At 67.8% G+C, this 20,165-nt stretch carries 19 protein-coding genes and 1 riboswitch; of the genes, 3 read left to right on the top strand and 16 right to left on the bottom strand.

Going from position 1 to position 20,165, the window contains the following annotated elements; all coding sequences use genetic code 11:
* Nucleotides 1–330: 330 nt before the first annotated feature.
* From PKB_RS29055 to acnA, 3 genes are all read right to left on the bottom strand, one after another.
* Nucleotides 331–1,472 (bottom strand): IS3 family transposase gene (locus tag PKB_RS29055; RefSeq protein WP_422613528.1). Its coding sequence is split into 2 segments (ribosomal slippage): nucleotides 331–1,220 and nucleotides 1,220–1,472, totalling 1,143 coding nucleotides; the frame shifts between segments, so codons are not numbered across the junction.
* 140 nt (nucleotides 1,473–1,612) lie between these two features.
* The gene (locus PKB_RS10635) at nucleotides 1,613–3,178 is read right to left on the bottom strand and encodes a methyl-accepting chemotaxis protein (protein WP_043251545.1); all 1,566 of its coding nucleotides are present in this window, start codon (nucleotides 3,176–3,178) and stop codon (nucleotides 1,613–1,615) included.
* A gap of 181 nt (nucleotides 3,179–3,359) precedes the next feature.
* Entirely contained in the window at nucleotides 3,360–6,035 is a 2,676-nt protein-coding gene (gene acnA / locus PKB_RS10640; RefSeq protein ID WP_043251547.1) for an aconitate hydratase AcnA, read from the bottom strand.
* A 217-nt stretch (nucleotides 6,036–6,252) separates the two neighbouring features.
* Between acnA and rlmM the strand changes: the two genes are divergently transcribed.
* A complete protein-coding gene (gene rlmM / locus PKB_RS10645; RefSeq protein WP_043251550.1) occupies nucleotides 6,253–7,302 on the top strand; it encodes a 23S rRNA (cytidine(2498)-2'-O)-methyltransferase RlmM in 1,050 nt (349 codons plus the stop codon).
* Between the two features lie 89 nt (nucleotides 7,303–7,391).
* Nucleotides 7,392–8,270, top strand: a complete 879-nt coding sequence (locus tag PKB_RS10650; protein ID WP_043251553.1) for a MaoC family dehydratase — start codon at nucleotides 7,392–7,394, stop codon at nucleotides 8,268–8,270.
* Here the strand turns inward: PKB_RS10650 and PKB_RS10655 are convergent, their stop codons facing one another.
* Nucleotides 8,271–9,830: an alpha/beta hydrolase gene (locus PKB_RS10655; RefSeq protein ID WP_043251556.1), complete on the bottom strand. Its 1,560-nt coding sequence runs from the start codon at nucleotides 9,828–9,830 to the stop codon at nucleotides 8,271–8,273. It lies immediately after the preceding gene.
* 161 nt (nucleotides 9,831–9,991) lie between these two features.
* On the opposite strand from PKB_RS10655, the gene tusA reads away from it, so the two are divergent.
* The gene (gene tusA, locus PKB_RS10660) at nucleotides 9,992–10,231 is read left to right on the top strand and encodes a sulfurtransferase TusA (RefSeq protein WP_043251558.1); all 240 of its coding nucleotides are present in this window, start codon (nucleotides 9,992–9,994) and stop codon (nucleotides 10,229–10,231) included.
* Nucleotides 10,232–10,248: 17 nt separating this feature from the next.
* On the opposite strand, the gene PKB_RS10665 is transcribed toward tusA, so the two are convergent.
* From PKB_RS10665 to PKB_RS10720, 12 genes are all read right to left on the bottom strand, one after another.
* Nucleotides 10,249–11,091 (bottom strand): ABC transporter ATP-binding protein, encoded by an 843-nt coding sequence (locus tag PKB_RS10665; RefSeq protein WP_043251559.1) that lies wholly within the window; start codon nucleotides 11,089–11,091, stop codon nucleotides 10,249–10,251.
* 5 nt (nucleotides 11,092–11,096) lie between these two features.
* Entirely contained in the window at nucleotides 11,097–11,930 is an 834-nt protein-coding gene (locus PKB_RS10670; RefSeq protein ID WP_052355234.1) for an ABC transporter permease, read from the bottom strand.
* A gap of 14 nt (nucleotides 11,931–11,944) precedes the next feature.
* Nucleotides 11,945–12,673: a hypothetical protein gene (locus tag PKB_RS10675; protein WP_043251560.1), complete on the bottom strand. Its 729-nt coding sequence runs from the start codon at nucleotides 12,671–12,673 to the stop codon at nucleotides 11,945–11,947.
* Nucleotides 12,670–13,446 (bottom strand): N-acyl homoserine lactonase family protein, encoded by a 777-nt coding sequence (locus tag PKB_RS10680; RefSeq protein WP_043251561.1) that lies wholly within the window; start codon nucleotides 13,444–13,446, stop codon nucleotides 12,670–12,672. The genes PKB_RS10675 and PKB_RS10680 overlap by 4 nt, the downstream gene beginning before the upstream one ends.
* Complete coding sequence (locus tag PKB_RS10685) at nucleotides 13,443–14,072, bottom strand: cysteine hydrolase family protein (RefSeq protein WP_043251562.1); 630 nt, start codon at nucleotides 14,070–14,072, stop codon at nucleotides 13,443–13,445. The genes PKB_RS10680 and PKB_RS10685 overlap by 4 nt, the downstream gene beginning before the upstream one ends.
* Nucleotides 14,069–14,821 carry a creatininase gene (locus PKB_RS10690; protein WP_043257158.1) on the bottom strand — a complete coding sequence of 251 codons (753 nt, stop codon included), beginning with the start codon at nucleotides 14,819–14,821 and terminating at the stop codon, nucleotides 14,069–14,071. Before PKB_RS10690 ends, PKB_RS10685 begins: the two co-directional genes overlap by 4 nt.
* An 11-nt stretch (nucleotides 14,822–14,832) precedes the next feature.
* Nucleotides 14,833–15,708 carry an EamA family transporter gene (locus PKB_RS10695; protein WP_043251564.1) on the bottom strand — a complete coding sequence of 292 codons (876 nt, stop codon included), beginning with the start codon at nucleotides 15,706–15,708 and terminating at the stop codon, nucleotides 14,833–14,835.
* Between the two features lies 1 nt (nucleotide 15,709).
* Nucleotides 15,710–16,462 carry an SDR family NAD(P)-dependent oxidoreductase gene (locus tag PKB_RS10700; protein WP_043251567.1) on the bottom strand — a complete coding sequence of 251 codons (753 nt, stop codon included), beginning with the start codon at nucleotides 16,460–16,462 and terminating at the stop codon, nucleotides 15,710–15,712.
* Entirely contained in the window at nucleotides 16,459–17,232 is a 774-nt protein-coding gene (locus PKB_RS10705; RefSeq protein ID WP_043251569.1) for an SDR family NAD(P)-dependent oxidoreductase, read from the bottom strand. The genes PKB_RS10700 and PKB_RS10705 overlap by 4 nt, the downstream gene beginning before the upstream one ends.
* Before the next feature lie 2 nt (nucleotides 17,233–17,234).
* Nucleotides 17,235–18,257, bottom strand: coding sequence for a fatty acid desaturase family protein (locus tag PKB_RS10710; RefSeq protein WP_043251571.1), 1,023 nt, complete (start codon nucleotides 18,255–18,257; stop codon nucleotides 17,235–17,237).
* Nucleotides 18,258–18,304: 47 nt separating this feature from the next.
* Nucleotides 18,305–19,312, bottom strand: coding sequence for an ABC transporter substrate-binding protein (locus tag PKB_RS10715; RefSeq protein ID WP_043251574.1), 1,008 nt, complete (start codon nucleotides 19,310–19,312; stop codon nucleotides 18,305–18,307).
* A 44-nt stretch (nucleotides 19,313–19,356) separates the two neighbouring features.
* Nucleotides 19,357–19,460: riboswitch (guanidine-I (ykkC/yxkD leader) on the bottom strand.
* 263 nt (nucleotides 19,461–19,723) lie between these two features.
* Nucleotides 19,724–20,089: a YfeK family protein gene (locus PKB_RS10720; protein WP_043251575.1), complete on the bottom strand. Its 366-nt coding sequence runs from the start codon at nucleotides 20,087–20,089 to the stop codon at nucleotides 19,724–19,726.
* Nucleotides 20,090–20,165 lie beyond the last annotated feature (76 nt).

Raw genomic sequence — 20,165 nt, forward strand, 5'->3', positions numbered from 1 at the left:
TGTGCGAGGGAAGTCCGGCTCCGCCGGACCCGTATGTCGGGGCAAGCACTTTGGTTACTTTCTTGCGTTTGAGAAAGTGACTCGCCCGAGGGGGCGAAACAAGAAACATCCGAACACGCCGAAGCGGCGCGCTACCACTTTCTAGATCCCCGCATTCGCGGGGAAGACGAGGAAGGGAGGCGCAGTACGCAACCGTAGGAGCGACGGGGGCGCCTAGCCCTTGTCCGCGAAAAAAATCGCGGATGAATCCGCTCCTACAGGGATACACCGTGCAACGCGGTTCGCGGATGAGATTGAAGTGGTCAAGTAAAACTGGACACTGGTTTAGGTCTATCCAGCCAGCTCTTCACGCCGTGCCGGTGTCTGGTAATCGTTGTGACTGTGTGGCCGTTGGTGGTTGTAGTAGTCGGTGACGTAACGCAGCACGTCGGCTTCCGCCTGGGGCTGATCGACGTAGCCGGAGGGCGGTATCCATTCCGACTTGAGGCTTCTGAAGAATCGCTCCATCGGCGCGTTATCCCAGCAGTTTCCTCGACCGCTCATGCTTTGCCGAATGCCGTAGCGCCAGAGCATTTGGCGAAATTCGAGGCTGGTGTAATGACAGCCCTGGTCGGAGTGAAACATCAGTTGCTGTGGCATGCCCCTGGCTTCGTAGGCCACCCGCAGAGCGCGCCCGGTGAGTTGTGAGTCGGGCCGGTTGGACATGGCCCAGCCGACGATCCGACGTGCATACAGATCCATCACGGCGGCCAGGTAGATCCAGCGGCCACCGGCCCAGATGTACGTCACATCCCCGCACCACACCTGGTTGGGGCGGCTCACATTGAACCGGCGCGCCAGCTCATTGGCCGCGATGGCACTGTGTTCCTTGGCAACCCGGTAGCGATGTTTACGGCGTTGTGTACTGACGAGCCCGGCCTCTTTCATCAACCGGGCGGCAAGGTAACGGCCTGCAGGAAAGCCCTCGTTGCGCAAGGCGGCCGATAGCGTTCGGGCACCGGCCGCGCTGCGGCTCTGGGCATGCAGTTCCACCACGCGCTGGCGTAACGCTTCTCGTCGACTGCAGACGCGTGCCTGCCGCTTTCGGGCCGCATAAACACTGTTGCGATTTACCTGGAATAACCGGCACAGTTCCGTACGCGAATACTGCTCGCCCAATGCCTCGACCAGCCTGACTAGTCGAGGGCGTCCGACATCAAGAGAGCGGTAGCCTTTTTTAGAATCTCTTTCTCCCGCTCCAAGCGGCGGACTTGCGCCTCCAACTCCTGAATGCGCCGCTGATCCTCTGTCAGCGCCTTGCTATGCGCAGGCGTCTGGCCGCCACGCTCCAGTTGCAACTGCGCCACCCAGCGACGCATCGCCGTGGGCCCCACCCCCATCGCCTTGCAGGCGGCCGGCACCGTATAGCCTTGATCCACCACCAAGCGGGCGGCTTCCAGTTTGAAATCTGGACTGAATGATCTTCTGCTCATGAACACCTCAGCTGTGGGCGAAGCTTAACGCCCTATCGGGGTGTCCAGAATCATTAGGCCACTTCAGATCCGCCCCTACGGGAGGGGCCAGGGCAGCCCTCTGCGGAAGAGGGGCTGCCTGGTTTCGGAGCGGGTGCGACTCAGCGGTTGAACCGCTCAACCAGCGAGTACTGCTCCTGCGCCGTGCCGGTCAGCTCCTCGCTGAGCAGCGCGGTGCGCTGGGCTTCGCCGGAAGTCTGGTCGGCCAGCTGGGCGATGGTCGCGATGTTGCGGTTGATCTCCTCGGCCACCGCGCTCTGTTCCTCGGCTGCCGCAGCGATCTGGTGGGCCATGTCGGCGATGTTGGCCACCGAATCGCTGATGCCGACCAGCGCCTGGTCGGCCAGGAGCACGCGCTCCACGCCTTCGTCGGCTTGGCGGCGGCCGGTCTCCATGGCGCTGACTGCGTTTTCGGCAGTCTGCTGCAACTTGGCGATCAGGCCGTGGATCTGCTCGGTGGATTCGGCGGTGCGCTGGGCCAGCGAACGCACCTCGTCGGCCACCACGGCGAAGCCGCGGCCCATCTCGCCGGCGCGGGCCGCTTCGATGGCGGCGTTGAGCGCCAGCAGGTTGGTCTGGTCGGCGATGCCCTTGATCACGTCGACCACGCCGCCGATCTCGTTGCTGTCCTGGGCCAGCTGGCTGACTGCCAGGCCGGTTTCACCCACCGAAGCGGACAAGCGCTCGATGGCTTCGCGGGTTTCGCTGGCGATGCTGCGGCCCTGGCGGGTCAGCTCGTTGGCCTGGCGGGTGGCGTCGGCGGTGCGTTGCACGTTGTTCGCCACTTCCTGGGTGGTCGCGGCCATCTCGTTGACGGCGGTGGCCACCTGGTCGGTTTCGACGCGCTGGCGCTCAAGGCCCGCCGAGCTGTGGTGCGCCAGGCTGTCGGCCTGGCGGGCCTGCTGGGTGAGCTGTTCGGCGGTGTCCTGCAGGCGCGTCAGGCAGGTCTTCAGGCGCGCTTCCTGGCTGAGGATCGACATTTCCAGGCGCGCCTGGGCGCCACGGCTGTCGGTGTACATCTGCGCGATCAGCGGGTCCGAGGTGGTCTGCTCGGCGAGGCGCAGCAGGCGCTTGAGGCCGCGCTGCTGCCAGCTAAGGCCGGCCAGGCCCAGCGGCACGGCGAGCAGGGCGGCGAGGAGGAAGCCCCAGTGCGAGTCGAGCCAGGTGCCAATAAGGAAGGCGACCTGGCTGGTGAGGATGAACGGCAGCCAGTCCTGCAGCACCGGCAGCCAGCGGTCGCGCTGGGGCACGGCCGACTTGCCGGCGGCGATGCGCTGGTACAGCGCCTGGGCGCGTTCCACCTGCTCGGCGGTGGGGCGCACGCGCACCGATTCGTAGCCGACGATCTCGTTGCGCTCGAAGACTGGCGTGACGTAGGCGTTGACCCAGTAGTGGTCGCCGTTCTTGCAGCGGTTCTTGACGATGCCCATCCACGGCCGGCCCTTCTTCAGGGTCTCCCACATGTGCGCGAACACCGCCGGCGGCACGTCCGGGTGGCGTACCAGGTTGTGCGGCGAGCCGAGCAGCTCTTCGCGCTCGAAGCCACTGATGGCGACGAAGGCGTCGTTGGTGTAGGTGATCACCCCGCGGTGGTCCGTGGTGGAGATCAGGCGCTGTTCGGCAGGGTAGGTGCGTTCACGCTGGGTGACCGGCTGGTTGTTGCGCATGTGGGGGACGTCCAGGAAGCGGCGGGTTCAGAGGGGGTATCGGCCGCTTCGACGAAAAGTTGAATGCGGTCACGCTTTTGGCGCTGGCATCATGGCGTGGAAGCAGATTGTAATCAAATTGACATTTGGTGGTATGGCAGCGCCCCGTGACCTTTTGGTCACGGGGCGCTCCGGCTTGGCCTCAGATCAGGCTGCGCAGCACGTAGTGAAGGATGCCGCCGGCCTTGAAGTACTCCACTTCGTTGAGGGTGTCGATGCGGCATAGCACGTCGAAGCTGTCCTGCTTGCCGTCCTCGCGGGTGACTTCCACCTTGAGGGTCATGTGCGGCTTCAGTTCTCCGTTCAGGCCGCGGATGTTCAGCACCTCCTTGCCCGTCAGGTTCAGCGACTTGCGCTCCTGGCCGCCGGTGAACTGCAGCGGCAGCACGCCCATGCCCACCAGGTTGGAACGGTGGATGCGCTCGAAGCTCTCGGCGATCACCGCCTTGACCCCGAGCAGGTTGGTGCCCTTGGCCGCCCAGTCGCGGGAGGAGCCGGTGCCGTATTCCTTGCCGGCGATGATCACCAGGGGCGTGCCGTCCTGCTGGTAGCGCATGGCGGCGTCGTAGATCGCCAGCTTGTCGCCGCTGGGCACGTGGATCGTGTTGCCGCCTTCCTCGCCGCCGAGCATCTCGTTCTTGATGCGGATGTTGGCGAAGGTGCCGCGCATCATCACTTCATGGTTGCCGCGTCGCGAGCCGTAGGAGTTGAAGTCGGCATAGGCCACGCCGTGCTCGCTCAGGTAGCGCCCGGCCGGGCTGTCTTTCTTGATATTGCCGGCGGGGGAGATGTGGTCGGTGGTCACCGAGTCGCCGAGCACCGCCAGTACCCGGGCCTTCTCGATGTCGGCGACTTTCGGCGGCGCCTCGGCGATGTGCTCGAAGAACGGCGGATGCTGGATATAGGTGGAGTCGGCCTGCCAGACGTAGGTCTTCGCCTGCGGCACCTGGATCGCCCGCCATTTCTCGTCGCCCTGGAAGACCTCGGCGTACTCCTTGTGGAACATCGCGGTGTCGACCTTCTGGATGGCCGCGGCGATCTCCTGCTGGCTCGGCCAGATGTCCTTCAGGTACACCGGCTGGCCGTCCTTGCCGGTGCCCAGCGGGTCCTTCGCCAGGTCCAGGCGCACGCTGCCGGCCAGGGCGTAGGCCACCACCAGGGGCGGGGAGGCCAGCCAGTTGGTCTTCACTAGCGGGTGCACGCGGCCTTCGAAGTTGCGGTTGCCGGAGAGCACCGAGGCCACCGTCAGATCGGCTTGCTGGATGGCCTTCTCGATGGGGTCGAGCAGCGGCCCGGAGTTGCCGATGCAGGTGGTGCAGCCGTAGCCGACCAGGTCGAAGCCCAGCTCATCGAGGTACTGCGTCAGCCCGGCGGCCTTGAAGTAGTCGGTGACCACCTTGGAACCGGGCGCCAGCGAGCTCTTCACCCAGGGCTTGCGCTGCAGGCCTTTCTCCAGCGCCTTCTTCGCCAGCAGGCCGGCGGCCATCATCACGCTGGGGTTGGAGGTGTTGGTGCAGGAGGTGATGGCGGCGATCACCACGGCGCCGTCTTCCAGGCGATGGGTCTTGCCGTCGTGCTGATAGTCGATGGCCGAGGCGTGGCTGGTTGCCGACTTGGGTTGCAGTGCGGTGAAGTCGTCGAAGGCTTGCGCCACCTGGCCCAGCGACACGCGGTCCTGCGGGCGCTTGGGCCCGGCGAGGCTGGCCTCGACGTCGCCCAGGTCGAGCTGCAGGGCGTCGGTGAACAGCGGCTCCTGGCCCGGCTCGCGCCACAGCCCCTGGGCCTTGCAGTAGGCCTCGACCAGCTGCACGGTCTCCTCCGGGCGGCCGGACAGGCGCAGGTAACCCAGGGTGATCTCGTCCACCGGGAAGAAGCCGCAGGTGGCGCCGTATTCCGGGGCCATGTTGGCGATGGTCGCGCGGTCGGCCAGCGGCAGGTCGGCGAGGCCGTCGCCGTAGAACTCGACGAACTTCCCGACCACGCCCTTCTTGCGCAGCATCTGGGTGACGGTGAGCACCAGGTCGGTGGCGGTGATGCCTTCCTTCAGCTTGCCGGTGAGCTTGAAGCCGATCACCTCGGGAATCAGCATCGACACCGGCTGGCCGAGCATGGCCGCTTCCGCCTCGATGCCGCCGACGCCCCAGCCGAGCACGCCCAGGCCATTGATCATGGTGGTGTGCGAATCGGTGCCGACCAGGGTGTCGGGGAAGGCGTAGGTCCGGCCGTCCTCGTCCTTGGTCCAGACGGTGCGACCGAGGTATTCCAGGTTGACCTGGTGGCAGATGCCGGTGCCCGGCGGCACCACGCGGAAGTTGTCGAAGGCGTTCTGCCCCCAGCGCAGGAAGGCGTAGCGCTCGCCGTTGCGCTGCATCTCGATCTCGACGTTCTCGCCGAACGCGGCAGGGCTGGCGTAGCGGTCGACCATCACCGAGTGGTCGATGACCAGGTCGACGGGGGAGAGCGGGTTGATCTTCTGTGGGTCGCCGCCGGCCTTGGCCACGGCGGCGCGCATGGCCGCCAGGTCGACCACCGCCGGCACGCCGGTGAAGTCCTGCATCAGCACCCGCGCCGGGCGGTACTGGATCTCGCGCTCGGAGCTGCGGGTCTTCAGCCAGCCGGCGAGGGCGCGCAGGTCGTCGGCGTTGACCGTGTGGTTGTCTTCCCAGCGCAGCAGGTTTTCCAGCAGCACCTTGAGCGACTTCGGCAGCTTCTCCAGGTCGCCCAGCTGCTTCGCCGCTTCCGGGAGGCTGTAGTAGTGGTAGGTCTTGCCGCCCACCGCGAGGGTGCGCAGGCTGTTCAGGCTGTCCACTGCAGGCATGACATTCTCCTCAGGCTGATTGGCCGTCGGCGCTGCACGGAAGCGTCGACGGCGAGCGTTGCCGCGTCCTTCAGAAATTTCGCAGGCAATCGCGTCGAAACACTCAAGCTAGACCCCGCAGGCGGGTCCCGCCACGACCGGTGGGCCGCTCGGGCGGCGAATCCGGGTGAAAGCCGCGGCGCCAGGCACTATAGTGCGCGGCCGAGGAGACACCCCGATGAACACCCTGTTACTGCATTGCCGTCCGGGCTTCGAAAACGAAGTCTGCGCCGAGATTTCCGAACGCGCCGCCGAACTGGAAGTGGCCGGCTACGCCCGGGCCAAGCCCGCCACCGCGTACGCCGAATTCGTCTGCCAGGATGCCGATGGCGCCGAGCTGCTGATGCGCCGCCTGCGCTTTTCCGAGCTGATCTTCCCGCGCCAGTGGGCGCGCGGCAGCTTCGTCCCGCTGCCCGAGCAGGACCGCATCGGCGCGCTGCTCGAAGTGCTGGCCGACTATCCGCAATGCGGCAGCCTCTGGCTGGAAGTCTTCGACAGCAACGAAGGCAAGGAGCTCTCGACCTTCTGCCGCAAGTTCGAAAAGCCCCTGCGCGCCGCGCTGACCAAGGCCGGGCGCCTGCGCGAGGACCCGAGCCTGCCGCGCCTGCTGCTGACCTTCCGCTCCGGCCGCGAGGTCTTCGTCGGCCTGGCCGGCCCGCGCAACAGCGCCATGTGGCCGATGGGCATCCCGCGCCTGAAGTTCCCCCGCGAGGCGCCCAGCCGTTCCACGCTCAAGCTGGAAGAGGCCTGGCACCACTTCATCCCGCGCCAGGATTGGGACAAGCGCCTGGCGCCGGGCATGCTCGCCGTCGACCTGGGCGCCGCGCCCGGCGGCTGGACCTGGCAGCTGGTGAACCGGGAGATGCGGGTGATCGCCGTGGACAACGGGCCGATGGCCGAGAACCTGATCTATTCCGGCCTGGTCGATCACCAGCGCGCGGACGGCTACGTGTTCCGCCCGCGGCAGATGGTCGACTGGATGGTCTGCGACATCGTCGAGAAGCCGGCGCGCACCGGTTCGCTGATCGAGACCTGGATCGGCGAGGGGCTGTGCCGCGAGGCGGTGGTCAACCTCAAGCTGCCGATGAAGCAGCGCTACGCCGAGGTGCGCAAGATCCTCGGCCGCCTGGAACAGGCGTTCCAGGAGCGCGGGCTGCGCGTGGCCATCGGCTGCAAGCAGCTCTACCACGACCGGGAAGAGGTCACCTGCCACCTGCGGCGTCTGTAATTTCTGAAGGAGAAATCCGACTTTCGGTGACTTGTCCTACAGGCGCGCATTGACCATGCTGTGCGGCGCCTGCCACCACGGAGTCGGTCGTGAAGCGAAAGTTGCCCTCTCTGCTGGGCAGTTACAGCCGCATGTTGTTGCCGCGCCGAGGACTGGGGCGCGGCGAGCGCCTGCCTTACCTGGCCATGGACAGCCACAGCCTGCGCCTGGACCTGGGCCATCTGCGCGCCTATCGCCAGCATTTCGGCCTCGATCCGGCGCTGGGCGTGCCGCTGCTCTACCCGCAGGTGATCTGCCTGCCGCTGCACCTGCGCCTGCTCAGCCGCTCGCGCATGCCGCTCTCGGTGCTCGGGTTGATCCACCTGCGCAGCCACATCCAGCGCTACCGCCATCTGCATGAAAGCGACCAGTTGCTCGTCGACTGCCGCATCCTCACCAGCCGGCGTGGCCCGCTGGGCCTGGAGGTCGACGTGGCCACCGAGGTCTGGCACCAGGACATGCTCTACTGGCAGTCGATCACCACCTACCTGCGCCGCGGCGATTTCCTCGATGCCCACGCCGAACCCGACCCGCTGCCCGAGCGCGCCCACTGGGAAACCCTGGAAGCCCCGCCGCATCCGGGCGTTCAGTGGCGCGTGCCGAAGATCGCCGGCTGGCGCTATGCCGGCCTGAGCGGCGACTTCAACCCGCTGCACCTGTCGCGCTTCATGGCCTCGCACTACGGCTTCGGCAAACCCTTCGCCCACGGCATGTGGAGCCTGGCGCGCAGCCTGACCGGCCGGCGCCTGGCCGAGCACGTGCGGCTGGACGTGCACTTCAAGGCGCCGCTGCCGCTGGGCAGCCAGGTGCGCCAGAGCCATCGTGTGCAAGGGCAGAAGGAGCAATGGGCGTTGCTGCCGGCGGACGCCGAAGGGCCGGCCATGCTGCTCGCCCAGCTCGACGAGGCGCCCGCCGCGCCGCTGCGTTGATCAGGGCCGGCTAGCCACTCGCGGCGCCAACGGCAGCAGGGCGGGCAACTGCACTTCGCCCTGCAGGTCCACCGCGCTCAGGCGCCAGGAACTGTTGAACAGGTACTGGCCGCTGAAACCGCGCACCAGCAGCCCCAGTTCGTCGCCCGGCGCGAGGCTCGCGCTCACCGCATTGAGCTTGGTGCTGCCACTGTTCATCAGTGGCTTGACCTGTTCGTCGAGGATGCGCGTGCTTCCTTTGGCATCCCGCACCGCCAGCGAGGCGAAAAGCAGGGCGTCCTTGCCCTGGCCCAGGGGCTCTGTGAGGCGCACTTCGGCGGAGCCGAGCAGTGCGCTGGATTCGTCGATGCGCTTGAGCGGTATGAAGGTCGAGGGCTGCAGCCAGCCGCTGGTGCCGGGGCGGATGCGCGTGGCCGGCAGCGCTACCTGCGGGCCCGGTGGCGGCAGGTCGTCCAGCGCCAGGCCCTGGTCGAGGTCCAGGCTGATGCACAGCGAGGGCACGCTGTCGGCGGCACCGGGGCGCTGGCGCAGCTTTTCCTCGTACCAGGCGAGGATGCCCTGGTAGAGGTTGATGGCGCGCTCGCCGCAATGGATCACCGGTTCGTTGTTGAACGGCGGCAGGCCGCTCCAGGCCTGCAGCGGCGGCGGCAGGATGTGCCCGCCCTGCATGCCGAGCAGGCGCACGTCGGTATCGCCCTGGCGCAGGCACTGGCGGATCTGCAGGCCCTGGTCGAGCGGGAAGAGCGTGTCGCGCAGACCTTGGATCAGCAGGGCGTCGGCATGCGGGCGGCGGCCTTCGGCGCAATAGCGCGCCAGGCTGTGATCGGCGAGTTCGGCCTGCACCGGCGCGGTCATGCGCCCACTGGCGGTCTGCAGATAGTCGGCCTGGGCGAACTTGCCGAGGTCGTAGCCGGTGGCGATACCCAGGCTGAGCAGCACGCCGCCCCAGCCGATCTTCAGCTGGCCGTCGGGGGCCAGGGCGTCGCTCAGGTCGTACCAGGTGGCGATGGGGACTATGGCGTCGATGCGCTTGTCCTCGGCGGCGGCCAGCAGCTGCACGGCGCCGCCGTAGCTCTCGCCGAGCATGCCCACGCGCGGGTCGTTCGACCCGTCCATGCGCAGGCGCGGCAGGTGTTGCGCGGCCCAGTCGATCACCGCGCTGGCGTCGTTCACCTCGAAGCGCGGGTCCATCATCTCGATGCGCCCGTCGCTGCCGCCCCAGCCGCGCTGGTCGTAGCTGACCACCCAGTAGCCGGCCTTCCAGGCCTTGAGCGCGGCGCGTCCGGACATCATGGTCTTGCCATAGAAGCCGTCCGGCCCGGTGACCCGCCAGCCGCCCCAGCCGTGGGTGTGGACGATCAGCGGCGCCGTCTCGCCGGCCTTCAGCGCCGGCTGGAACACCGTGGCCGACAGCCGAGTGCCGTCGCGGGCGAGGATCACCGCGTCATAGGAGGTCGCCGGCAGATCCTGGGCACGGTTGGCGGCGTAGTCGGGCAACTGGTCGCGGGCGGCGCAGCCACTGAGCAGCAGGACCAGGCAGAGCAGGGCGGGCAGGCGCATGCGGCGGGACATCCGGTGTCGGGGAGGGCGCCGAGCTTAGCCCGGTGGAGGCGCGTGGCCAGCCCGACCAAAGGTTGGCGCCATGCCGTTCGCCTGCCGCGCGTGACCGAGCGGGCCGCTTTGCGCGACAATGCGGCCCATTCGATTTGCGGAGTTGCTCCATGTCCCAGCCTGTCGACGCCATCCTCGACGCCACCGGCCTGAACTGCCCCGAGCCGGTCATGATGCTGCACAACAAGGTGCGCGACCTGCCGGCCGGCGGCCTGCTCAAGGTCATAGCCACCGACCCCTCCACCCGCCGCGACATTCCCAAGTTCTGCGTGTTCCTCGGCCATGAACTGGTCGAGCAGCAGGAAGAGGCCGGCACCTACCTCTACTGGATTCGCAAGAAGGCCGACTGAGGCAGCGCGCGCCGGTTTCAGGCCGGCGCGGTGCGGGTCAGCTGTTCGAGCAGTTCCAGGTCGGTGTTCATCCCCGAGGTCTCGCGGATGCGCGCCAGGATTTCCTTCTTCAGCGCGATGAATTCCGCTGTCAGCTTCATGTCCTGGTTGCGCTCGGCCGGCAGCGGCACCTCGTAGACGCTGTCGATGCGCCCCGGGCGCGGCGCCATCAGCACGACGCGGCCACCCAGGTAGATGGCTTCCTCGACGTCGTGGGTGACGAACAGGATGGTGCTCTTCTCCAGCCGGTGCACATGGCGGATCAGGTCGTGCATCACCTCGCGGGTCTGCGCGTCCAGCGCGCCGAAAGGCTCGTCCATCAGCAGGATCTGCGGCTTGGGCATCAGCGCGCGGGCGATGGCCACGCGCTGTTGCATGCCGCCGGAAAGCTGGTTGGGGTAAGCGTTGGCGAAGGCCTTCAGGCCCATCAGGGTGAGCAGCGCATCGGCGCGGCCGCTGGCCACTTCGACGTCGGCGTCGCCGCGCACGGTGTCGGCCACCACCTTCAGCTGCCGGCAGAACTTGATGTTCTCCATCACCCGCAGCCAGGGGTAGAGGCTGTAGTGCTGGAACACCATGGCGCGGTCGATGCCCGGTCCGTCGATGGCGCGGCCCTCGACCAGAATCTGCCCGGCGCTGTGCCGCTCCAGCCCGCCGATGCTGCGCAGCAGGGTGGACTTGCCGCAGCCGGAGGCGCCGACGAAAGTGACGAACTCGTTCTCGCGGATGTCCAGGCTGACGTCCTGCAGCGCCTGGACGTTGCGGCCACCGCCGGTGAAGACCTTGCTGACGTTGCGGATGCGGATTTTCGAATCGTGCATGGCGCTTACCTCTTCAACCAGGGGAAGGCTGCACGACCGAGCCAGCGGAACGCCTGGTCGGTGAGCAGGCCGATGACGCCGATCAGCAGGATGCCGGCGAAGATCTTGTCGGTCTGCATGTAGCGCTGCGCCTTGAGGATTGCGTAGCCCAGGCCGGAGTTGGCGGCGACCAGCTCGGCCACCACCAGGTAGGTCCAGGCCCAGCCGCAGGTGATGCGCAGGGTGTCGAGCAGTGCTGGGCGCGCCGACGGCAGGATCACCAGCTTCACCACCTCGCTGCGCGAAGCGCCCATGGTCTGCGCCGCCTCGATCTGCGCCATGGGCACGCGGCGCACGTCCTCGGCAACCATCAGGACCATCTGGAAGAAGGTGCCGATGAAGATGATCAGCACCTTGGAGCCCTCGTCGATGCCGACCCAGAGCATCACCAGCGGAATGAAGGCCACCGCCGGCATGTAGCGGATGAAGTCGGTGAGCGGTTCGAGGAACGCCTGCACCGGGCGGTAGGTGCCGATGTAGAGGCCCAGCGGCAGGGCGATCACCGCCGAGGCGAGAAAGCCCGCCATGACCCGCCAGACGCTGATGCCGATGTCGCCGAGCAGGCCTTCCTCGCTCCACCAGTGGCCGGTGCGCAGCACCACCGCTTCCGGGCTGGGCAGGAACATCGCATTGCTCAGCCCGAGCGCCGTCCAGGCCCACCAGAGCAGCAGCGGCAGCAGCAGGCCGCCGGCGGCCAGCGCCCAGACGGCGCCGCGCGGCAGCTCGCCGCGAATGCTCCACCAACTGGCGCGGGGCGGCGCGCCGGCCGGGGTTTCGGGAAGGACCTGGTGAGCGGTCATGGGCATACCTCCGTCTAGGACATGGGATCGGGTGCGACCTTCCAGCCGCCTGCCGGTGGCTGTGCGCCAAGGCGAGCGAGGCCGGCGGCGCCAAGCAGTTCGGCGGGACGGTCGGGATCGGCTTCGGCTGGCAGCAACGCGGCGCCAATGCGCGCGGGCAGGGTGGACAGTTCGATGCGCCAGGGCGTGAGGCCGCCGTGGTGGCGGCCGAAGGAAAGTTCGAAGTCGAGCCAGCCCGGGTCCTGCGCGGCCAGTTCGGCGAGATCGGCACCGGCCGGTGCAGTGCGCGGCAGCCCGGCGGCAAAGAGGAAGCAGTCGCCGGCCAGCAGCAGGCAACCCTGGCGGCCGTCGGCACTGCGCAACCAGCTGCCCCAGTTGCGCCCGACGGATTCCGGCAGGCGCTCCCAGACTTCGTGGTAGCTGCCGTCGAGGCCGTCTTCGAGCAGGTATTCGCTGTTCTCGAAGCGCATGAGGCCGATGTCGTCCTCGCCGGTGGCCGGGCGGAAGTCGATCAGCCGATGCCACTGGCAGCGGTCGCCGACGATCTCGGTGACACCGGAAAATCCGGCCTGGGCCGCGCGCTCGGTGGCGCTGGCGGGCGCCGGCAGGGGGATTCGCAGGTCGGCGAACAGGCGCGACGTCTGCAGCCAGTAGACCCGCGTGCTGGTGTCGCGCTTGCCGGCGGTGGTGGTCAGCAGCGTGCGCTGCCACACGCCCAGGTAAGTCTCGGGAACCGGGTTCATGCGTGGTACTCCGGGAAGCGCTTGAGGCCCTGGTAGAAGGCCATGTCGTGGTTCGGCCAGAGCTGCCCGCCGGTCTCGCCGGCCAGTGCCTTCAGCTTGCGGATGCTGTCGATGGCCATGTCCTCGCGGTCCTGCCAGAGGGCGCCGGGGGCGATTTCCTGGTCGAGGTTTTCCTGCAGGTCGGCGGCGTCGCCAGCGAGGATCACCGGGCGGCCCTCGGGCAGCTCGATCAGCAGCGACATGTGCCCGGCGGTGTGGCCGGGCGTGGCGATGGCGCGCACGCCGGGGACCAGGTCGTACTCGCCGGTCTGCACCTTCCAGCGGTAATCGCCGGCGAAGTCGTCGAAGAAGTAGGCGTCGTCGGCCTGGGCGCGGGCGGCGGCCAACTCGTCGGCGTGCACGTGGACCTCGGCGCCGCAGACCTCGCAGAGCCCGCCGCAATGGTCGAAGTGCAGGTGGCCGAGGAACACCAGGTCGATATCCGCCGGGGTCAGCCCGAGCCGCGCGAAGTGCGCCGGCAGGCGTTGTTCCTCGGTCATCTGCGGCGGGTCCATGGAGAAGCCGCCGTACCAGCGTTCGCGCAGCGCCGGGTCGTGGATCTTGCGGTAGTCGCAGCCGACGTCGTAGAGGATGCGGCCCTGGCGGGTCTCGATCAGGTAGGCGAGTATCGGCGCCTGGATCTGGATGCCATGGCCGCGTTGCCAGGTGGAAACCGACTTGTCGTAGCGGTGGGTGGCGGTCAGCAGCGGCCACAGGCGGGTCACTTGGGTCATCGCGGGGTCTCCCATTCGGCGAGCAGGGTTTGGCTGTCGAGGATACGGCCGAATACCCCGCCTTCCACCCCCACCATCTCCAGCGCCGCTTCGTGCAGGTGCGGATAGGCCGAGCCGCAGGCGTCGCCCACCAGCGTGCAGGCGAAGCCCAGGTCCACCGCCTGGCGCAGCGTGGAGCTGACGCAGACTTCGGTGGTCACGCCGCACAGCACCAGTTCCTCGACCCCGGCATTGCACAGCAGCAGCTCCAGGTCGGTATGCGCGAAAGCGCTGTAGCCGGGCTTGTCGATCACCGGCTCGCCCGGCAGCGGGCGCAGTTCGTCGATCAGGTCGTGGCCGTATTCGCCACGCACCAGCAGGCGTCCGAGCGGGCCGGGCTGGCCGATGGGCGCGCCGGCGTTTTCGGCACGCAGGCGCTTGCTTTCGGGCAGGTCGGAGAGGTCCGGGCGATGGCCTTCGCGGGTGTGCACCACGAGCATCCCCAAGGCCCGCGCGCCTTCGAGCAGACGCAGGATCGCCGGGATGGGCGCGCGTAGGCGGCCGATGTCGAGGCCCGCGCGGTCGGCGTAGCCGCCGGGCGCGCAGAAGTCGCGCTGCATGTCGATGACGATCAGCGCGCGCCTCATCCCAGGAACTCCGTGCGGATCGCTGCAGCAATTCCCTCGCAGATGTCCATGGCCATGCGCGCGCCTTTCTCCGCGCTGGCGCCACGCGCCGAAGAGAGCACGCCCGAGGGCGGCACCCACTCGGTGCGCGATGGGTAGATGTCGTAGGGCGGGAAGTCCGCCGGGCCGTCGTCGGGGATCAGGTCCAGGCGCACCAGCTGCGGCAGGTAATGCAGCATCAGCGAGGTCTCGATCACCGCCGCGTGCTCCAGGGCGAAGCCGGGGAAACCGTCGGGGAATACCGAGTCGAGCGTCGCCTGGGTGCAGAAGTCCCAGTGCTCCAGGCGCATCACCCGCAGCGGGTGGCCTTCGCCCAGCTCGCGCAGGGCGAGCTGGATGCCCTCGGTGAGGAACCACTGGTTCTCGTAGTGCCCATCCACCAGCACCAGGCGGGTGACGCCGTGGCGGGCGAACTCGCGTACGGCATCGCGCACCAGCGCTACCAGCGTTTGCCCGTCGAGGCTGGTGGTGCCGCAGAAGTGTTGGCCGCCGCCGCACTTGGGCTGCGACTTGTAGCCGTAGGAGAGCGCCGGGGCCACCAGTGCACCGAGCCGCGTAGCGACGTCTTCGGCGATGGCGCTGGCGAGCAGCGCGTCGGTGCCCAGCGGCAGGTGCGGGCCGTGTTGCTCGGTGGCGCCGCAGGGCAGCAGTACCACGGTGGCGTCCTCGCGCACGCGGCGCGCGTATTCGACCCAGCTGAGCTGGTCCATGCGAACGGTGGTCACGGGCTTACCTCGCTAGCAGAAGGGAATGAATCACGCGGCGGTCGCGCGGCGATCAGCGCGGCGGCCAGCACCAGGGCGCCGCCGAGCCATTCGCCGACACCGAGCTCGCGCTCTCCGAAGGCAGCGGCGGTGAGCACCGAGACCAGCAGCTCGACCACCACCAGCACCGCCGCGCGGCTCGCCTCTACATGGCTGAAGCCGTACTGCGCGGCGCCCATGGCGGCGAGCCAGAACAGCCCGAAGATGGCGATCTGCAGCCAGGTTCCGGCGTCAGCAGAGGGCAGGGCGGTGCTATCGAGCAGGCAGAAGAGGGCGGCGCAGGCGGCGCTGCCAATGAATGCGGCCATCGCCTTGCTCGCCAGCGGGACCTGCTCGGCGGCGCGGGTGGCCAGGTTGTTCAGGGCGAAGGCAAAGCCGGCGGAGAGTGCCAGCCAGTCGCTGGCGGTCAGCGCGGCGAAGGTGTTGCGGTTCACGCCCAGGGTCAGGGCAATGCCGACCAGGGCGAGCAGCAGGGCGCCGATGCGCACGGCATCCAGGCGTTCGCCGAGCAGCAACCAGCCACCCAGCAGGCCCCAGGCCGGAGCCAGGTAGAACAGCAGCATGCTGCGCACCACGTCGCCTTCGGACAGCGCGCCGACCAGCCCGGCGGTGGCCCAGCCGCCGCAGAGCACGATGCCGAGCAAGGCGCCGCGTTGCGGCCACCATGCACGGCGCTGGCGGTAGAGCACCGCGAGCGTCGGCACGCTCAGCAGGCCAAAGGTGTAGAGCACCATGGGCATGCCGGCCAGGCCCAGCCCGGCGAAGTGCGCCAGCGGCATCCAGCCCAGCCCCCAGAGGGCGGCGCCGAGCAGCAGCACGACTTCGGCGCGCATCTCAGGCCCCCATCCAGGCGCCGCCGTTGGCGCCGAGCATCTGCCCGTGGAAGAAGCTCGCGCCGGGCGAAACGAGGAACAGCACCGCGGCGGCGATCTCCTCGGGACGGCCGAGGCGCCCGGCGGGAATCGCCACCTCGCGGGCGATCATCTCCGCGCTCATGTGCTCCAGCGAGACCATGGGCGTGTCCACCGGCCCCGGCGCCACGCCGTTGATGCGGATGTGCGGGGCGAATTCGCGGGCCAGCGACTTGGTAAGCCCGATCACCCCGGCCTTCGCCGCGCTGTACGCGGCATAACCCTCGCGGCCGAGCTGGCCGAGTTCCGAGGCGATGTTGACGATGCAACCGTCGCCGCGCCCCTGCATGTGCTCCAGCGCATGGCGGCAGCAGCGGTACACGGCATGCAGGTCGACGCCGAGCAGGCGCGCCCAGTCGTCCTCGTCGGTATCGAGGAAGGGCTTCTCGAGGATGATCCCGGCGTTGTTCACCAGGATGTGCAGCGGGCCTTCGCCCAGCACCCGCTCGAACATGGCGGCGACCTGCGTTGGCGACGACACGTCGGCCTGCACCGCGCGGGCCTGGCCGCCGCTCGCGGCGATGCGCGCGACCAGCGCGGTGGCGGCCTCGGGCTGGTCGAGGTGGTTGATCCAGACCTTCGCCCCGGCCTCGGCCAGCGCCAGCACGGTGGCGCGGCCAATGCCTTGCGTGGCGCCGGTGACCAGCGCGACCTGGCCTTCGAGTAGCGGACTCAATGCATCACCTCGCCATGGCTGACCGACAGCGCCTGGCCGGTGAGGGCCGCGGCCAGGGGGCTGCCGAGGAACAGGAAGGTCCCGGCGAGGTCCGCCGGGGTGAGCAGTTCGGGCACGGCCTGCGCAGAGAGGATCTGCGCCAGTTCGTCGCGTACGCTGCGGCCGCTGGCGGTCGCCATCACCGCCAGCGAATGCATGGCGGTATCGGTGCCGACCCAGCCGGGGCACACGGCATTGACGCGGATGCGTCGTGGGCCGAGTTCCCAGGCCAGCGAGCGGGTCAGGCCGATCACCGCGTGCTTGCTGGCCACGTAGGCGGAGAAGCCGGGCACGCCCTTCAGGCCCCAGATCGAGGCCTGGTTGATCACGCAGCTGCCGGCACCGAGGCTCGGCAGCAGGGCGCGGGTCAGGCGCAGCATCGAGGCGACGTTGTTGTCCAGCAGCGCCTGCCAGCGTGCGTCCGCTTCGGGCGAGGCGTCCTCCAGCGGCGTGACGTATTCCATGCCGGCGTTGTTGATCAGCACATGCAGCGGTCGCTCGCCGCGTTGCCGGGCGTAGGCGCCGACGGCGGCGCTGTCGCCGAGGTCGACACTCGCGCCCTCGATGTCGGCCAGCGGACGCAACTCCTCGACCACCGTCCGCAGCGCTTCGTCATTGCGGTCGAGCAGCTCCAGCGTCGCGCCCCGCTCGGCGAAGGCACGCGCCAGACCGCGACCGATGCCGCTGGCGGCACCGCTGATGAGCACGCGTTTGCCCCGGTAGTCGATCATGCTCACACCGCCGTCAGGAAGGACACGCCAACTGCGCCGTAGAAACCGTCGGCACGCCGTTCGCCACTGGACTCGACCACCCCGTAGTCGTCGTCGAGCACGCGGCGCAGGCGGTGCTGGTGGAAGCTCTTGAACAGCAGGTGCATCGGCAGCACCTGGGCGTAGCCGTCGCCATACAGCTCGTGGTGCAGCTTGCGCAGGCGATACCAGGGCGCCACCGGCTTCTCGTGGTGCGCGTTGTGGTAGGCGAAGTTGAGCAGCAGCAGGTCGAGCACCGGCCAGCGCACCGAGACCACGTTGGTGTAGGTGTTCATCTGCTCGTAGGCGCGGTCGCGCTGCTTGTCCTCGGGAATGCGCGCGTCGTCTTCCAGCACGGCGAAGGCGTCGTAGGTGTGCTGGTAGGCATCGGTGAAGCGCAGCACGACGATCATCAGCGACCAGGCGACGAAGTAGAGCAGCAGCGCCTTGATCGATACCGCGGCGACGACGCCGAAGATCGCCCCGCGCACCAGCAGGGTGAGCAGCACGCGGCGGCGGTTGGCGCGGTGCTTGTCGCTGCTGCTGATGAAGGGCAGGAGGATCACGTAGTAATGCATGATCAGCTCGACCGCCGGGATGTACGCCCACTCGGCGGCCAGCACCAGCTTGCGCAGCCAGCCGGGGCAGCGCTTGAGGAAAACCTTGGTGTCGAAGGTGATGACGTCGGCGCGGTCGACGTGGTGGCGCATGTGCTTGCGCCGCAGGTCCTGGAACGTGGCGTAGCAGCTGCCGCAAATCCAGCTGCACAGTTCGCCCGCACGGTTGTTGTTCTTCGGCTCGGCGAAGATGGTGCCGTGGGCGAATTCGTGGATCAGGTAGGCCGCGACAATCATCGCGTGCGCCAGCAGCAGCGTGCCGAGCAGGTTCAGCGCCCAGTGCCAGGCGAACAGCAGGGCGAAGCCGGCGAAATAGCCGCCGAAGGCATAGGCCAGCGCCAGGCTGTTGGGCAGGCGGCCGTCGGCGTAGCGGTATAGGGATGCGGACATGGAATCCTCCGGGCGCGCCCCGCCGTCCCGGGCGGGGCTCGGGTAGGTCACTTGGCCATGGCTTGCACGAAGCTGGCGTCGAAGGTCTGGGCGAAGTCGGGGATCGCCGCGATCTGCCCGTTGTCCTTGAGCAGCTGGGCGATCACCGCGCCGCTGCCGAAGAACGAGCTGGTGGCGTCGGACTTCTCGAAGTTCTTGCCCATCTCGGCCAGCGGGATGTTGTACACGCCGCTCATCTGCGCCTTGGCCTCGGCGGCGCTGACGCCGAGCACCTTGCCGATGATCTCGGCGGATTCGTCCGGATGGCTCTGCATGTAGGCCAGGCCGTCGACGTAGCCCTGGATCATCGCCTTGATCGCCGCCTGGCGCTTGGCGATGGTCTTGGCGTCGAACACCAGCACGTCGGTGATCAGGCCGGGCGCCTGCTTGGAGGAGTAGACGACGTGGAACTTGCTGCCGGGCATGCCGAGGATCTGCGACACGTTCGGCTCGTAGGTCACGCCGATCGGCAGGCTGCCCGAGGCCATGGCGCCGGGAATGGCTTCCGGGGTCATGTTCAGCGGGTCGATGTCCTTGGCGGTCAGGCCGTTGCTCTTGAGCGCGTAGGCGAGGAGGAAGTCCGAAGGCGAGAGCGGGTTGAAGCCGATCTTCTTGCCCTTGAACTGGTCGACCGAGGTGATCGACTTGTCCGCGACAATCGCATCGCCGCCGTTGGAGAAGTCGATGGGCATCACCACCTTGTAGGCCTGCCCCTTGGCCACGCCGCCGACCACCTGGTCGTAGGTCAGCATGCCGCCGTCCAGCGCGCCGCCGGCGATGGCGGTGGGAATCAGCGCGGGGTCGTTGAAGAACTGCAGCTGCACACTGAGCCCGTGGGCCTTGTACAGATTGAGCTTGTCGGCGACGTAGAAGGGCGCGTAACCGGCCCAGACGACGGTGCCGATCTTGAGTTTTTCCGCGGCTTGAACGGTGAACGGCAGGACGACGGCGGCGGTGGCCAGACAGGCACCGAGCAGGGTCTTGCGCAGGGAACGCAGGGAAAGCGGCTGGGTCATGGCATTGCTCCTACACGTTGGAAATCGGCACGGGATGACGTCACGTCTCCCGGGCTTTTCTCCCGCCGTGTAACCCTGTCCTTAGGGCCGGAAAACTCTCGGACCAGCCATCCACGCAAGGTGGACCGGAACCCTAGTTCGCCTCTGGTGCAACTCCAGTGTGCCGAGCTTCGTGAGCGCCGCTGGCCACGCCGGCGGGGACTCATCCCGTTCGCAGGGACAGGAGCAAGTCCGGTGCCAGGTTTCTCATCGCGGTGATAAGTCGTTGTCGCTCAATGACTTGTCATGACGAAGGGCGGACAGCTGCGCCTGCGCGGTGCATGAACTTTGCACCAAGTGCTGGCAGACGGGCAGGGGCGGTGCCTTCGGAAGAGGCAGGCGGCCACCTGCGCGAAGCAGCGGTTGCGAGGCTCATTGCCCCTGGCGCAAGCGCTTGAGCTCGGTGGTCAGCCAGGTGCTGGCCTCCTGTTTACCGCCCGGGCAACTGACCTGGTAAGGCTTGCCGCTCATGCTGCTTTTGCTGGCGGCGCGCTCGATGAAGTCTTCGGCGCTGTTCACCAGGTCCTTGTTCTCCAGGTAGTCGAGCTTTTGCTGCAGATGAGCGCGGGCCTTGCTGCCCGAATACTCGCTGCCATTGCGGATGAACTGGCAATCGCTGTGCTCGACGAAGTTGAGCAGTGCATCGATCTCCGCAGTGGCCTTGGGGCTGGGTGCGGCCTGGAGAGCCAGCGAGGAAAGGCAGAGCAGCAGGGGGAGTAGGTTACGAATCTGACGCATAACGTGTCCTTCTTGGCAGTGAGGCATGACAAAGGTGCCGGTATTTGCGGGGCAGAGCGCCGAGAGGTGATCTAAC

The sequence above is a fragment of the Pseudomonas knackmussii B13 genome (assembly GCF_000689415.1).
Lineage (GTDB): Bacteria > Pseudomonadota > Gammaproteobacteria > Pseudomonadales > Pseudomonadaceae > Pseudomonas > Pseudomonas knackmussii.

Excerpts from the sequence above, each read along its gene's own strand:
- PKB_RS10690 (WP_043257158.1), bottom strand. The coding sequence starts at position 14,821 with ATGGACCAGCTCAGCTGGGTCGAATACGCGCGCCGCGTGCGCGAGGAC.
- PKB_RS10675 (WP_043251560.1), bottom strand. The coding sequence starts at position 12,673 with ATGAACCCGGTTCCCGAGACTTACCTGGGCGTGTGGCAGCGCACGCTG.
- PKB_RS10715 (WP_043251574.1), bottom strand. The coding sequence starts at position 19,312 with ATGACCCAGCCGCTTTCCCTGCGTTCCCTGCGCAAGACCCTGCTCGGT.
- PKB_RS10685 (WP_043251562.1), bottom strand. The coding sequence starts at position 14,072 with ATGAGGCGCGCGCTGATCGTCATCGACATGCAGCGCGACTTCTGCGCG.
- PKB_RS10705 (WP_043251569.1), bottom strand. The coding sequence starts at position 17,232 with ATGATCGACTACCGGGGCAAACGCGTGCTCATCAGCGGTGCCGCCAGC.
- PKB_RS10670 (WP_052355234.1), bottom strand. The coding sequence starts at position 11,930 with ATGACCGCTCACCAGGTCCTTCCCGAAACCCCGGCCGGCGCGCCGCCC.
- PKB_RS10720 (WP_043251575.1), bottom strand. The coding sequence starts at position 20,089 with ATGCGTCAGATTCGTAACCTACTCCCCCTGCTGCTCTGCCTTTCCTCG.
- acnA (WP_043251547.1), bottom strand. The coding sequence starts at position 6,035 with ATGCCTGCAGTGGACAGCCTGAACAGCCTGCGCACCCTCGCGGTGGGC.
- PKB_RS10655 (WP_043251556.1), bottom strand. The coding sequence starts at position 9,830 with ATGCGCCTGCCCGCCCTGCTCTGCCTGGTCCTGCTGCTCAGTGGCTGC.
- tusA (WP_043251558.1), top strand. The coding sequence starts at position 9,992 with ATGTCCCAGCCTGTCGACGCCATCCTCGACGCCACCGGCCTGAACTGC.
- PKB_RS10665 (WP_043251559.1), bottom strand. The coding sequence starts at position 11,091 with ATGCACGATTCGAAAATCCGCATCCGCAACGTCAGCAAGGTCTTCACC.
- PKB_RS10635 (WP_043251545.1), bottom strand. The coding sequence starts at position 3,178 with ATGCGCAACAACCAGCCGGTCACCCAGCGTGAACGCACCTACCCTGCC.
- rlmM (WP_043251550.1), top strand. The coding sequence starts at position 6,253 with ATGAACACCCTGTTACTGCATTGCCGTCCGGGCTTCGAAAACGAAGTC.
- PKB_RS10695 (WP_043251564.1), bottom strand. The coding sequence starts at position 15,708 with ATGCGCGCCGAAGTCGTGCTGCTGCTCGGCGCCGCCCTCTGGGGGCTG.
- PKB_RS10680 (WP_043251561.1), bottom strand. The coding sequence starts at position 13,446 with ATGACCCAAGTGACCCGCCTGTGGCCGCTGCTGACCGCCACCCACCGC.
- PKB_RS10710 (WP_043251571.1), bottom strand. The coding sequence starts at position 18,257 with ATGTCCGCATCCCTATACCGCTACGCCGACGGCCGCCTGCCCAACAGC.